We start from the raw sequence: 13,619 nt of genomic DNA, 5'->3' as shown, positions 1-13,619 counted from the left end.
CAGCAAAGCACCTGACGGATACCACCCATGATCGAACGCTACTCCCGTCCTGAAATGGCAGCCTTGTGGACCATGGAGTCCCGCTTCGGAGCCTGGCTCGAAGTGGAGCTGGCCGTGTGCGAGGCCTGGACCCGCCTGGGCGTCATCCCGCAGGATGACATGCGAACCATCCGCGACAAGGCTTCCTTCGACGTGGAGCGCATCCTCGAAATCGAGGAGAAGACCCGCCACGACGTCATCGCCTTTTTGACGGCGGTGGAGGAGAAGGTCGGCCCGGCCGCCCGCTTCATCCACCTGGGCTGCACCAGCTCCGACATCGTGGACACGGCCAACGCCGTGCTGCTGGTGCGCGCGGGCAAGCTCATCCTGGCGGACATCGACAAGGTGCTTGGCGTCTTGAAGGACATGGCCCTGGCCCACAAGGACCAGCTGTGCATGGGCCGCACCCACGGCATCCACGCCGAGCCCACCAGCTTCGGCCTCAAGATGGCCGGCTTCTACGCCGAGTTCGCCCGCCACAAGGAGCGCTTCACCGCCGCGGTGGAGAACATCCGCGTGGGCAAGATTTCCGGGGCGGTGGGCACCTATGCCCATCTTTCGCCCGAGCTGGAGGCCATCGCCTGCGAGGTGCTGGGCCTCGGCGTCGACCCCGTGAGCACGCAGATCATCCAGCGCGACCGCTACGCGCATTACTTCACCGCATTGGCCCTGCTGGGCGGCGGGGTGGAGCGCCTGTGCACCGAGCTGCGCCACCTGCAGCGCACCGAGGTGCTGGAGGTGGAGGAGGGCTTCGCCAAGGGGCAGAAGGGCTCCAGCGCCATGCCGCATAAGAAGAACCCCATCAGCGCGGAGAACCTCTGCGGCCTTTCCCGCCTGCTGCGCACCAACGCCATCGCCAGCATGGAGAACATGCCCCTCTGGCACGAGCGCGACATCAGCCACTCCAGCGTGGAGCGCGTCATCATGCCCGACTCCACCATCCTGGCCGACTACGTGCTGAACCGCCTGGCCGGGCTTTTGAAGAACCTGCGCATCATCCCCGAAAACATGCAGCGCAACCTGGAAGGCTCCTACGGCCTGTTCTATTCGCAACGGGTGCTGGTCGAGCTTGTGGAGCTGGGCCTGCCCCGCCAGCGCGCCTACGAGATGGTCCAGGCCGCCGCCATGCGCTCGTGGGACACCCGCAAGCCCTTCCGCGACGAAGTGACCAATGATGCCGAAATTCGCAAACACTTAAGTCTAGAAACTCTTGAAAGATTGTTCGACCCCTGCTATTACCTGCGTTACGTGACGACGATACTAGAGCGCGTCTTCGGTCCCGGGGTGGTATAATGGTTCAGGAATCCAAAGAAAAACTCGCGCGCCTGCTCATGGCGCTGTCGTATGTCAAAGGCGAGGTCACCCTCACCTCCGGCCGCAAGAGCGACTATTATTTCGACTGCAAGCAAACCGCCCTGCACCCCGAGGGCGGTTATCTCATCGGCAAGCTGTTCCTCGACATGCTCAAAGGCTCGGGAGCGCGCGCGGTTGCGGGCATGACTCTCGGCGCCGATCCGCTCGTGGCTTCCGTTTCCGTGCTTTCGCATCTTGAGGGCCACCCCCTGCCCGCCCTCATCATCCGCAAGCAGTCCAAGGGCCACGGCACCAACCAGTTCCTCGAAGGATTGAAGAACGTCGCCCCCGGCGACGAGATCGCCCTGCTGGAAGACGTGGTCACCACGGGCGGCACCCTCGTCACCTCGGCGGAGCGCGTGCGCGCCGCCGGATTCAAGGTTGGCGCGGTGCTGTGCGTTCTTGACCGCGAGGAAGGCGGCAAAGAGAAGCTGGCCGAGGCCGGCCTCACGCTGACGTCGATTTTTACGCGCAACGAGCTTTTGGCTGCCGCCAAGGGCTGAGGCATAACGGGCGTCCAGGTCGCCGTCGCGCAGGGACCGGGTATGGCGCCGCAACCGACCGCGGAAGAGCCTTGAAAACCGTACGCACGCTTCTTTTTCTGGCAGGCCTCGCCTTGGCTCCGGCCTTGGCCTTCGCGGCCGGCTCCGGCTGGGAGACGCATCTTTCCTCGCAGCCCACGGGTCCGGAGCTTATCCTTGGCATCGACAAGGAAACGCAAACTTTCTACATGTTCGGCAAGAAAAGTCCGCTCGAGGTGCTGCGCAAGTTCACCTGCACCACGGGCCAGGACCAGGGCGACAAGACCCGCGAGGGCGACAAGCGCACCCCCGAGGGCGTGTACTTCGTGGAAGAAAAAGTGCCGGGCAAGCTGGACTTCGAGCTTTACGGCAACTATGCCTTCAGCCTGAACTTCCCCAACCCGGTCGACCGCCTGAAGGGCAAGACCGGACACGGCATCTGGATCCACGGGCGCGGCAAGCAGGTGGTCTCGCGCGACACGCGCGGCTGCGTGGCCCTCTCCGCCAACGACATCAAGAGCCTTGACGGACACCTGCCCTACGGCACTCCTGTCGTCATCGCCAAAAAGCTCACCTGGACCAAGGACGCGCAGAACGACGCCACCGCCCAGCAGCTGGCCGAGCGCGTGCGCCAGTGGGCCAACGACTGGCAGAACAAGCGCGAGCGTTTCTTCGAGTACTTCCAGCCCGAAAAGTTCGCCCAGACCGAGGGCGTGAGCTTCCCCTCCTTCAAGAGCCACAAGCAGGGCATCTTCGCCCACCAGCCGTGGATCCACGTCATGGTGGACAACGTGCGCGTCATTCAGGGCCCGGACTACTGGGTCACCACCTTCGACCAGTTCTACCGCACCCAGGACCTCATCTCCGCCGTGGGCAAGCGCTTCTACTGGCAGAAGGAGAAGGACGGCAGCTGGCGCATCGTCGGCGGCGAGTACACCGAGGCCGCGCCCGGCCCCCTGGAGACCCGCTACCTGACCTCCAAGCGCGCCGAAGTGGACAAGATGCTCAAGAGCTGGATGGAATCCTGGCTCTCGGCCGACATCGACAAGTACATGGCCTTCTACGCCGATGACGCCACCAACGGAAAGCAGTCCAACGCAAATGCCATCCGCGAGTTCAAGAAGACCCTGTGGACCAGCAAGACCCCCGTGCGCATCGCCGCGGACAAGGTCGAGGTGGCCATGCACAAGAAGGGCCTCAAGGTCAGCTTCATTCAGACCTATGAGGACAGCTCGGGCCATTCGGACAAGGGTCCGAAGACGCTCGTCATCGCCCCCCGCGGCGACGGTTGGGTCATCCTAAGCGAGAACTGGGGTAAGAGCTGATGCCGAACAGCAGCTACAGCGTGCTCTTCATGCGCGACGACGCGGACGTCAAAACTCTGCGCGTCAGCCCGAGGCGGCTCAAGCTGTTGCTGTGGTTCTCCATCGGCGTCGGGGTGCTGGTCCTTTTGGGCCTCATCGTGGGGCTGCGGTCCTTTGTGGGCTACCGCAGCGTGCTGCAGGACCGCCGTGATCTGGAAGTCAAATTGGCCGAGGCCCAGGTGAACCTGGAGCGCCTGGGCAACCTGGAAAAGATACAGAAGGGCGACGCAGCCCCGGGCAAGCCCGCCAAGGGCCATGCGCCGGACGCCTCGCCCCAGGCCGCGAACCGCGCCTTCCACAAGGTCAACGCGGGCACCATCACGGTCGAGAACTTCAAGGCCCAGGTGCAGGGCGCAAGCCTCACCGCCACCTTCGACCTGAACAACCGCGCCCAGGGCTCCGCCTCGGGCGGCATAACCCTGCTGCTGCTGCGCAACGATGGCTCGCTCACCGAACTTGACGCCGCCACCGCTTCTGATCTGACCTACCAGATAACCCGGTTCAAACGCATCTCCGCCAGTGCCCGCGTGCCGGAAGGACTGACCCGCAGGGAGGCCCTCGGCCTGCGGGTGGAGATCAAGAATTCCGACGGGGAAGTGATTCTTGGCGAAACGTACTCTTTGGGCAATTAGCCTCGCATTTCTGCTGCTCGCGGCCTCGGCCGCTCCGGCGGCCGCGTCTGCGCGCACGGGCTTCGTCTTTTTCGAGGGCACGCAGTACCCCCTGCCCGTGGTGTTCATCCAGGGCGAGACCCCCGGCCCCACGGTCATGGTGCAGGGCGGCATCCAGGGCGACGAGCCCACGGGCTTTCTTGCCGCGCAGTACATAGCCGAAAGCCGCGTGCTCAAGGGCAACCTCATCGTGGTGCCCCGGGCCAACGTGCCCTCCATCCATGTGCACCAGCGCGCGGTGAACGTGGACATGAACCGCCGCTTCGACCGCGACTACAACCAGTTCTACGAGGACCGCCTGGCGCGGGCCGTGCGTTTTCTGCTCTCGCAGTCCAGCGCGCTCATCCACCTGCACGAGGGCTCCGGCTTCTACGACCCCGTCTACGTCAGCGCCCTGCGCAACCCGTCGCGCTGGGGCCAGTCGGTCATCATCGACGCCAATGTGTACGAGCGTCTGAACCTGGCCCAGCTTGTGAATGCCGCCCTGCACGAGATCAACACCACGGTGAAGGATCCGGACTACCAGTTCAAGCTCTTCAACACCCGCACCTTCGAGCCCGACAGCCGCTACGCCACGGAAATGCGCAAGTCGCTCACCTATTATGCGCTGTCGAACCTGAACATCCCGGCCATGGCCGTGGAGGTGAGCAAGAACATCGGCGCGCTGGGCTGGAAGGTGAAGCATCAGGTCTACGCCACCTCGGTGCTCTTGCGGCACTGCGGCGTGGAGATCGTTCCGCCGCACATCGACGAGAATGAGGTGCAGCGCCTGTACGAGCGCTCCTGCAGCGTGAAGGTCAACGGCAAGCAGCTCGACGGCCAGTCCGTGGCCGTGCAGCCCGGCGGCACCCTCAAGATCGACAGCGGCTCCAAGGGCGATCCCCACGGTCAGGTGGTGGCGGTGTTCGCCTCCGACCGGCAGGGGCAGAACCTTGTGGATTCGCCGCGCATGGCCCTGGAATCCTTCCGCGAGATTGAAACCCGCGTGGACGGCCGCAAGGTCTCGTCCACCAGCGTGCGCTTCTCCGGCGAGATGCCGCCGCCGCTTCCGGCCGGTCCGCCGGTGTTCGTGTGCTGGCTCAACGGCAAAAGCGTGCAGGTGAAGCACGGCGGCAGTCTGCGCGCCGTTGCGGGCGACCAGTTCATCATCGAGGGCGTGCTGGGCAGCAAGTGGCGGGAAGTGCTGAACTTCAAGGGCTACACCGCCCGGCCGCAGGCCAACGACGGCCAGGACATGGGCTGGGAGATAATCCTCGACCCCGACGCCTTCATCGACAAGTACCGCCTGCCCTCGCCCGTGGCCGGGGCCGTGCGCTACCAGATCGCGCGCGAGACCAAGGGCGCAAGGCCCGCGTATTTCTACGTCGACATCGAACCGCGCAAGGTCCAGTCCATCAAGCTTGTGGACGCCAAGGGCCAGGCCGTCACCGTGCACTGGGCCAGCGGCGGGGAGATCAACCTTGCGCCCGGCGAGTACACCGTGGCCGAGACCGCGAGCAACGGACTGTCCAGCCGCATCCTTCCCCTGGTTGGGAACCGTCCGCTCAAGCCCGGCGACAAGTTCCGCATCGACGCAGACCATCCTCAGCTGCTTTCGCTCAAGCAGGCCACGACATTTGCCGGGCTGGGCGTCATGACCCTGGTGCCCAAGCCGGCGGCGAAAACCGTGGCCAAGGCTGCGGACAAGAGCGCGGACAAGAGCGCCGCAGCGGATAAGCCGGACGAAGCGGCCAAGCGCCTTTCCGGCACGCCCGTGCCCCACAAGAAAGTCTACTAGCCGCGCCGACGGGCATGGTCCTGGCTTGCCGGGGCCCAACCCTTTGCGCCGCTTGCCGCTGTGAGACCCGGCAGGGCGACTGGCGCGGCCAAGCAAGCGGCAAAGCATCCGCCTGCGTAAGACCAATCCCTGTTGCCTGTTCTGGCGCTTGTCCCCGTCATGCCCTCGCTGTGCGGCGCCATGCTCTCCGTCGCACCTCCACTGGTCAGTCCCGCAGGGACCGAAGCCACATACGCAGCTGCGCCGCCGAATACATGGCTCAGCGGGGCACACAAACCCTGCAACTGCGCCGCGCGGGCGCCATCGGCCTCTTCCGCGCTAGCGGAACACGACCTTGACCTTGCGCACAAGGGACTTCATGACCCGCGCGGGCGCCTTGTACCACTCCTCCACCTTGTGCTCCTTGCGCCAATCCGACGGGCGCGTGGGGTTGTCTTCGGCCCAAAGGCCGCGGCGCTCCTCGCGCGCCTTGTCCTGCAGCTCGCGCAGGCGCTGGCACAGTTCTCCCTGCTGGCAGTACTGGTCGTACACCCAGGCGCAGCCCTCGGCCACCAGCACCTCGTTGACCAGGGTGCCGTCGTCCAGGCGCACCAGGGCCACCGTGCGGCCATAGCGGTCGGTGTCGATGGGTTCGATGTGCAGCTCCTTGCGGGCGATGAGCTTGGACAGGCGCTGCTTGGCCTGCAAGCCGTAGGGCTGTTTGTACTCCGGCGCGTCGATGCCGTAGAGCCGCACGTTGACCAGGGTGTCTTCCGGCCCCGTGGCGGTGAAGGAGTCGCCGTCGCGGAGGGTTTTGACCGTGGCCGTGTAGGCGGAGGCGGCCGTGGCGCAACACAGGAGAAGCAGCAAAGAGGCCATGTATTTTGTCATGAATATAATGCTGCAAAATTCTGAAACATTGGTCAAGGATCATCGATAGTCTATTGGGAAAGTCGGATAATGCGTACCACCGCTACTTGACTGCGTACGTTCGGGTGCGTATCAAAGACGCAGAAAACAGCAAGCTGCGAAAACGCAGTGAGCGCCCCCCCCAAAAAAGGTAAGAAGACATGACCGAGAACACCGATTCCAAACGCTATCGCGTGCTGTTGGCCGAAGACCACGCCCTTTTGCGGCAAAGCCTCAAGGCCTATTTGGAGACCCAGGGACTCTGCCAGGTGATCGGCGAGGCCCAGGACGGCCGCGAGGCCATGCGTCTTTACGGCGAGCTCAAGCCCGACATCGTGCTCATGGACCTTTCCATGCCCGGCGTGGACGGCATGGTGGCCGTGAAGGCCATCAAGCGCGACTTTCCGGAGGCGCGCATCATCGCCCTCACCGCGCACCGCAGCGAGGACTACCTGCATGCGGCCCTGGATTCCGGTGTGGACGGCTACGTAGTGAAGGCCGCCAGCGCCGAGGATCTGCTCACCGCCATACGCGCCGTGTGCCGGGGCGAGGCCTATGTCAGCCCCGAGGTCTCGGCCACGCTCATCAACGGCTACCTGCGCAGCAGCCGCCCGGAGCGCACCTCGCCCCTGGACGGACTGACCGCCCGCGAGCGCCACATTCTGCAGATGGTGCTGCAGGGCTTCAAGAACAAGGAAATAGCCGAAAAGCTGTTCCTCTCCACCCGCACGGTGGAAAAGCACCGCGCCAACTTCATGAAGAAGCTCGATCTGCACAACCTGCATCAGGTGCGCACCTTTGTGAAAATGAGCGGCGTCGAGCTGGAAAGCGAAAACTGATCCCCACATTGCACGGCACCCCGGACAGGGCCGCAGGCGCAAACGCTTGCGGCCCTGTCTGTCTTTGCGCCGCAGCGAAGTTTTTCGCCCCGCACCCCGTTGACATCCCTCCGCCCCTGCTTATCTTTCCATCGCCCAAGCCGGACCGCCCGACTCAACAGCGCGGCGCTTCTGCCGCCCGGTTCGGCGGGGAATCAACTACACACACCTTTGAGGAGGAGTCCCAATGAAACTTGCACCGTTGCACGATCGCGTCATCATCCAGCGCCTGCCCGAGGAAGAAGTCACCGCCGGCGGCATCATCATTCCCGATAGCGCCAAGGAGCGCCCCATGCGCGGCACCGTCGTGGCCGCCGGCCCCGGCTCCGACAAGGTCAAGATGCAGGTGAAGAAGGGCGACGTCGTGCTGTTCGCCAAATACGCCGGCACCGAGTTCAAGATGGACGGCGAGGAATGCGTTATCATGCGCCAGGAAGAAATTCTGGCCGTCATCGAAAAATAGCCCGTTGCAATAACCGGCGCCTTGCCGCCGAATCTTCATAAGGAGCTGCGAAAAATGGCTAAGACCATTCGTTTTGATGAGGCCGCCCGCGCCGGGCTTAAAATCGGCGTGGACACCCTTGCCGATGCCGTGAAAGTCACCCTGGGCCCCAAGGGCCGCAACGTCGCCATCCAGAAATCCTGGGGCGCGCCCACCATCACCAAGGACGGCGTCACCGTCGCCAAGGAGATCGAGCTTGAGGACAAGTTCGAGAACATGGGCGCCCAGATGGTCAAGGAAGTCGCTTCCAAGACCAACGACGTCGCGGGCGACGGCACCACCACCGCCACCGTGCTGGCCCAGATCATCTTCGGCGAGGGCATCAAGCTCATCGCCGCCGGCCGCAACCCCATGAGCGTGAAGCGCGGCATCGACAAGGCCGTGGAAGCCATCGTGGCGGAGCTCGGCAAGCAGGCCAAGTTCACCAAGGACCGCAAGGAAATCGCCCAGATCGGCACCATCTCGGCCAACAATGACCAGACCATCGGCGACATTCTGGCCGAGGCCATGAACAAGGTCGGCAAAGAGGGCGTCATCACCGTCGAGGAAGCCAAGAGCATGGAGACCGTGCTCGACGTGGTCGAGGGCATGCAGTTCGACCGCGGCTACCTCTCCCCCTATTTCACCACCAATTCCGAGAAGATGACCACCGAGTTCGACGACGCCCTCATTCTGATCTCCGAGAAGAAGATCAGCAACATGAAGGAGCTGCTGCCCGTGCTCGAGCAGGTCGTCAAGATGAGCCGCCCGCTCATGATCATTGCCGAGGACGTGGACGGCGAAGCGCTGGCCACCCTGGTGGTGAACAAGCTGCGCGGCACCCTCAAGGTCTGCGCGGTCAAGGCCCCCGGCTTCGGCGACCGCCGCAAGGCCATGCTGCAGGACATCGCCGTGCTCACCGGCGGCCAGGTCGTGTCCGAGGACATGGGCCTGACCCTGGACAAGGTGCGCGCCGATTCCCTGGGCTCCGCCAAGCACATCGTGGTGGACAAGGAAAAGACAACCATCGTCGATGGCGCCGGCACCAAGGAGAGCATCAAGGCCCGCATCAAGCAGCTTGAGGGCGAGATCTCCATCACCACCTCCAGCTACGATAAGGAAAAGCTTCAGGAGCGCCTGGCCAAGATCGTCGGCGGCGTCGCCGTCATCAAGGTTGGCGCGGCCACCGAAGTGGAAATGAAAGAAAAGAAAGCCCGCGTCGAAGACGCCCTCAACGCCACCCGTGCGGCCGTTGAGGAAGGCATCGTCCCCGGCGGCGGCACCGCTTTCGTGCGCGCCTCCTCCGTGCTCGACGGCCTGAAGACCATCGACGACGACGAGGCCGCCGGCGTGCTGGTCATCCGTCGCGCCGTCGAGGAGCCCCTGCGCATGATCGCCGCCAACGCGGGCTTTGAAGGCTCCGTGGTTGTGGAGAAAGTCCGCGAGGGCAAGGCCGCGTTCGGCTTCAACGCCGCTTCCGGCAAGTACGAGGACCTCTACGCCGCCGGCGTCATCGACCCCAAGAAGGTCACCCGCGTGGCCCTGCAGAACGCCGCCTCCGTCGCCAGCCTGCTGCTGACCACCGAGTGCGCCGTGGCCGACAAGGTCGAAGAGAAGGAAGAAAAGAAGTAGGCGTCATCCCGACACGATTCCGCCTGGCCGGGTCCGCAAGGGTCCGGCCTTTTTTTTGCGCCCATGCCGCCGGCGGCTCTAATGCGCATGCGGCAAGGGGCCGATAAGTATGGCAACTGCCGCCATTCACATCGCGGCTGGGGCTCCGGTTTTCAGTTAAGGGAGGGGACCGGAGCCCACTTTTTTTCTATGCTTGATCGGCGCCGTAAATATGGTACGTAGTGATTGCGCAGCAATCCCTACCCCCCAAGGAGGCGTTCCCCATGGCCCGCATAGAATGGCAACCATCCCTGGCCATCGGCATCCAGAGCATCGACGAGCAGCACAAGGATCTGCTGCAGACGTTCAACGCCCTCATCGACAAGCAAGAGCATTCCGGCCTGTCCTGCCCGGCGGAGGATCTGGTGGCGCGGCTCAAGACCTTCGCCGCCGAGCACTTCCACATTGAGGAAGGCTACATGCAGGCCTTCAGCTATCCAGACCTGCCCGCGCACATGACTGAGCACGAGGCGTTCCTGGGCACAGTCGCCACGTTCGAAAACGCCTGCGCCGCGGGCAGCGCCACGGCGGAAGCCATCCTGAAATTTCTGGAAGAATGGATCAGCGGACATTTGGCCGGGGCGGACCGGCAGATGGGCCGCTATCTGGAAGACTACCTGCGCTAGAACCGCCCCACAGGCTCCGTGGCCGCGTATGGGCGGCGAATCCTGCAAGCGTATGGTTCCGGCGCACTCGGGCCTTGCCGCATGCCTGCAGGGCCCGCAAGCCCATGACTGCCCAGTCGGGCGTCTTGGCCTGGGCTTAAAGAGCGAGCCGTGTCCCTGCATTTGTTTCGCGGCGATGCTGCAACGCTGCGCCCGGCACGTGCCTGCATGCCGTCCCGTCTGCCGGGCCGCCCTTTTGTCCGCATTCCTCGTTCGCCAGCGGCAAGCGCAGCGCCCGCCCCAGGGGCGGCGCAAGCATGGCGTCTAGCCAGCCCCGACGCATCGACAACAGCAAAAAGGCCTGGATGCGAACGCCAGGCCTTTTGTGCCGCCCCACGCGGCGGGCGGACCTCGCGGCCGCCTGGGAGGTGCGAGTCCGTCCGGCTAGGGCTCCACGGACATGGTGTTGGTGGGAATGAAGCGGCCGCCCCACTCGCGGATGAAGGCGAGCTGGGCCTTGATCTCATCCTTGATGTTCCAGGGCAGGATGAGCACGAAATCGGGCTTCGCTTCGCGGATGGCGTCCGGGTGGCGCACCGGGATGCGGCTGCCGGGCAGGAACAGGCCCTGTTTGTGGGGGCTGGCGTCGCACACGAAAGCCACCTGGCCCGGCTTGACGCCGCAGAAGTTCAGCAGGGTGTTGCCCTTGGCCGCCGCGCCATAGGCGGCGACCGTTTTGCGCGCCAGGGTCTGCTCGGCCAGAAAACCCAGCAGCTCCGCCTTGATGCGCTCCACGCGGTCCTGAAAGCCCTGGTAGTAGGGCATGGTCTGCATGCCGGCCCCGATCTCCATGCGCAGAAGCTCGGCCAGGCGCGGGGTCTCCACGGCCAGGGGATCGCCCTGGGCGCGGGCGTGGATGCGCAGGGAGCCGCCGTGGGTGGGCAGTTCCTCGGCATCGTACACGCACAGGCCGTTGGCGGCGAAGATGCGGCGCACGGTGCCCAGGGAAAGATAGGAGAAGTGCTCGTGGTACACGGTGTCGAACTGGCACGACTCCACGAGCCGGTACAGGTGCGGGAACTCCATGTTGATGAGCCCGCCGGGCGCCAGGGCTATCCGCAACCCTCCAACGAAGTTGTTGATGTCTGGCACATGGGCCAGCACGTTGTTGCCCACGATGAGGTCCGCGCGCCTTCCCTCCGCCGCGAGGCGGGTGGCAAGCTCCACGCCGAAGAACTCCTCAAGGGTCTCGATGCCCTTTTGGCGCGCGGCCGCGGCCGTGCTGCCAGTGGGTTCAATGCCCAGGGCGGGCACGCCGTGCTCGCGCACGTATTGCAGCAGGTAGCCGTCGTTGCTGGCTATCTCCATGACGAGGGAGTCCTTGCCCAAACCCAGGCGCGGCAGGGTGGCCTCAACATAGGCCTTGGCGTGGGCCAGCCACGTGCTGGAGAAGGACGAGAAGTACACGTAGTCGGAGGAGAAGATTTCGCTGGAGCGCTTCACCTCGTCCACCTGCACCAGAAAGCACTCCGGGCAGGTGTAGAGCTTCAGGGGGTAATAGACCTCAGGTCCGTTCAGCTCCTCCTGCTTCAAGAAGGAGTTGGAGGGCGGCGCGGCGCCAAGGTCGAGAAAAATCTGCGAGAGCGGGGTGTTGCAGAAGCGGCAGTTCATAAAATCTCCAGGGGGGCGAAGTCTGGCCCGGCAGCGGGGTGGACAAGAGGGTGCGCGGCGTCGCGGGCGGAAAGGCCGACCACAGGCAGGGGCCAGGCAATGCCCAGGGCCGGGTCGTCGTAGCGCAGACCGCCCTCGTGCTCCGGGCTGTAGAATTCGGTGTGCAGGTACAGCAGCTCACAATCCGGCGTCAGGGTCTGGAAGCCGTGGGCAAAGCCCTGGGGCAGGTAGAAGGCCAGGTGGTTCTCCGGCGAGAGCTCCACGGCGTGCCAGCGCAGATACGTGGCCGAGCCCTTGCGCAGGTCCACGGCCACATCGAGCACCCTGCCGCGCAGGCAGCGCACCAGCTTGGCCTCGGCCTTGGGCGGTCGCTGAAAGTGCAGGCCGCGCACCGTGCCCTGGACGCTGGTGCAGGAGTGATTGATCTGCGCGATGGGCCCGGGCAGGCCGAGGGGCTCAAGCTCCTGGGCGCAAAAGAGCCGGGCGAAGCTGCCGCGCTGGTCGCCCACGGGGCGCGTCTCCACCACCATGAGGCCGGGCAGCGGCGTTGTATGCAGGGTGAGGGAGCCCATGGCGGCTACTCGGCGAAGAATTCGTTGATGCGCGTGCCGCACAGAGCGCGCAGGTCGGTCTTGCCCTCGGCCCAGGCCATGTACCAGCCGCAGGTCCAGATGAGCGCCGCGTCAAGCTCAAGCCTTGGGCGCCAGTCAAGCAGGGCGCGGGCCTTGGCGCAGTCCAGGGTCAGCAGCCCGGCCTCGTGCGGACCTTGCCCGGCGTTCTGGTTCAGCTCCAGGCGGGCGCCGCGTCCCCAGAGTTCGGCAAAGCGCGCCGCCACTTCGCCCACGGTGCGCACATCGCGGCTGGACGGGCCGAAGTTCCAGCCGCCGGCAAAGCGGTGGCCTTGTTCCAGCATGCGCCGGGCCAGCAGCAGATAGGCGGAAACGGGCTCCAGGGCGTGCTGCCAGGGCCGCACCGCATCGGGCCGGCGGATGTGCACGGCCTCGCCCTTGGCAAAGGCCCGGGCCATGTCTGGCACGAGGCGGTCGGTGGCGAAGTCGCCCCCGCCGATGACGTTGCCCGCGCGCGCCGTGGCCAGCACCGTGCCGTGGTCGGCAACGGTCTCGGCCGGGAAAAAGGACTTGGCGAAGCTGCCCGCTGCGATCTCCGCGCAGGCCTTGCTGGCGGAATACGGATCGTGTCCGCCCAGGCGGTCGGTCTCGCGGTAGCCGTGCACCCACTCGCGGTTCTCGTAGCACTTGTCGCTCGTCACCACCACGATGGCCCGGCGCTGCCCGGGCGCGGGCGGGGCCTGGCGGCAGGCCTCCAGAACGTTGACCGTGCCCAGCACGTTGGCGGCGAAGGTGGCGGCGGGGTCGGCGTAGGACGGGCGCACCAGCGACTGCGCGGCCATGTGGACGACCACCTCGGGCTGAAACTCGGCCACGGCACGCGTCAGGCGCGGCAGGTCCAAAATGTCGGCATGCAGGGAGGTGAGCCCTGCCGGGGGCGCGCTGTCCAGCCCGGCGAGACAAAAGAGGCTGGGCGTGCTTGGCGGATCCAGGGAATAGCCCAGCACCTGGGCTCCGGCGCGCTCCAAAAGCAGGCACATCCAGGCGCCCTTGAAGCCGGTGTGCCCGGTGATGAGCACCCGGCGGCCCTTGTAGAACCCGTCCATGACGTCCCTGACGCGCAGCATGGCC

The 13,619-nt window shown here is 65.1% G+C and carries 13 protein-coding genes; 9 read left to right on the top strand and 4 right to left on the bottom strand.

Annotated elements, in window-relative coordinates:
• Window positions 1-27: 27 nt before the first annotated feature.
• The 5 genes from purB (at window position 28) to ACYQ4W_RS11850 (ending at window position 5,725) form a co-directional block, all read left to right on the top strand.
• Window positions 28-1,332: an adenylosuccinate lyase gene (gene purB / locus ACYQ4W_RS11870; RefSeq protein WP_459856842.1), complete on the top strand. Its 1,305-nt coding sequence runs from the start codon at window positions 28-30 to the stop codon at window positions 1,330-1,332.
• A complete protein-coding gene (gene pyrE, locus ACYQ4W_RS11865; RefSeq protein ID WP_459856839.1) occupies window positions 1,332-1,895 on the top strand; it encodes an orotate phosphoribosyltransferase in 564 nt (187 codons plus the stop codon). Before purB ends, pyrE begins: the two co-directional genes overlap by 1 nt.
• Window positions 1,896-1,966: 71 nt before the next feature.
• On the top strand, window positions 1,967-3,238 hold the full coding sequence (locus tag ACYQ4W_RS11860) for a L,D-transpeptidase family protein (protein ID WP_459856837.1): 1,272 nt from the start codon (window positions 1,967-1,969) through the stop codon (window positions 3,236-3,238).
• Entirely contained in the window at window positions 3,238-3,909 is a 672-nt protein-coding gene (locus tag ACYQ4W_RS11855; protein WP_459856835.1) for a hypothetical protein, read from the top strand. Before ACYQ4W_RS11860 ends, ACYQ4W_RS11855 begins: the two co-directional genes overlap by 1 nt.
• A complete protein-coding gene (locus tag ACYQ4W_RS11850; RefSeq protein ID WP_459856833.1) occupies window positions 3,881-5,725 on the top strand; it encodes a M99 family carboxypeptidase catalytic domain-containing protein in 1,845 nt (614 codons plus the stop codon). The genes ACYQ4W_RS11855 and ACYQ4W_RS11850 overlap by 29 nt, the downstream gene beginning before the upstream one ends.
• Window positions 5,726-6,043: 318 nt before the next feature.
• Here ACYQ4W_RS11850 and ACYQ4W_RS11845 read toward each other — a convergent pair whose 3' ends face one another.
• Entirely contained in the window at window positions 6,044-6,595 is a 552-nt protein-coding gene (locus ACYQ4W_RS11845; protein WP_459856831.1) for a thermonuclease family protein, read from the bottom strand.
• 179 nt (window positions 6,596-6,774) lie between these two features.
• Between ACYQ4W_RS11845 and ACYQ4W_RS11840 the strand changes: the two genes are divergently transcribed.
• The 4 genes from ACYQ4W_RS11840 to ACYQ4W_RS11825 all read left to right on the top strand — a co-directional run bounded on the left by ACYQ4W_RS11840 (window position 6,775) and on the right by ACYQ4W_RS11825 (window position 10,269).
• On the top strand, window positions 6,775-7,452 hold the full coding sequence (locus ACYQ4W_RS11840) for a response regulator (protein WP_459856828.1): 678 nt from the start codon (window positions 6,775-6,777) through the stop codon (window positions 7,450-7,452).
• Between the two features lie 226 nt (window positions 7,453-7,678).
• Window positions 7,679-7,954 carry a co-chaperone GroES gene (locus ACYQ4W_RS11835; RefSeq protein WP_459856825.1) on the top strand — a complete coding sequence of 92 codons (276 nt, stop codon included), beginning with the start codon at window positions 7,679-7,681 and terminating at the stop codon, window positions 7,952-7,954.
• A 54-nt stretch (window positions 7,955-8,008) separates the two neighbouring features.
• Window positions 8,009-9,604 carry a chaperonin GroEL gene (groL, locus tag ACYQ4W_RS11830; protein WP_459856823.1) on the top strand — a complete coding sequence of 532 codons (1,596 nt, stop codon included), beginning with the start codon at window positions 8,009-8,011 and terminating at the stop codon, window positions 9,602-9,604.
• A gap of 263 nt (window positions 9,605-9,867) precedes the next feature.
• Window positions 9,868-10,269, top strand: coding sequence for a bacteriohemerythrin (locus ACYQ4W_RS11825; protein WP_459856820.1), 402 nt, complete (start codon window positions 9,868-9,870; stop codon window positions 10,267-10,269).
• A gap of 423 nt (window positions 10,270-10,692) precedes the next feature.
• Here ACYQ4W_RS11825 and ACYQ4W_RS11820 read toward each other — a convergent pair whose 3' ends face one another.
• The 3 genes from ACYQ4W_RS11820 to rfbG are packed head-to-tail and all read right to left on the bottom strand — an operon-like array spanning window position 10,693 to window position 13,615.
• The gene (locus ACYQ4W_RS11820) at window positions 10,693-11,919 is read right to left on the bottom strand and encodes a methyltransferase domain-containing protein (RefSeq protein WP_459856817.1); all 1,227 of its coding nucleotides are present in this window, start codon (window positions 11,917-11,919) and stop codon (window positions 10,693-10,695) included.
• Window positions 11,916-12,491, bottom strand: a complete 576-nt coding sequence (gene rfbC, locus ACYQ4W_RS11815) for a dTDP-4-dehydrorhamnose 3,5-epimerase (RefSeq protein WP_459856814.1) — start codon at window positions 12,489-12,491, stop codon at window positions 11,916-11,918. Before rfbC ends, ACYQ4W_RS11820 begins: the two co-directional genes overlap by 4 nt.
• 5 nt (window positions 12,492-12,496) lie before the next feature.
• On the bottom strand, window positions 12,497-13,615 hold the full coding sequence (rfbG, locus tag ACYQ4W_RS11810) for a CDP-glucose 4,6-dehydratase (protein ID WP_459856812.1): 1,119 nt from the start codon (window positions 13,613-13,615) through the stop codon (window positions 12,497-12,499).
• Window positions 13,616-13,619: the final 4 nt, after the last annotated feature.

The sequence above is a fragment of the Humidesulfovibrio idahonensis genome (assembly GCF_054657715.1).
This window is presented reverse-complemented; position numbering and strand designations above follow the sequence as displayed.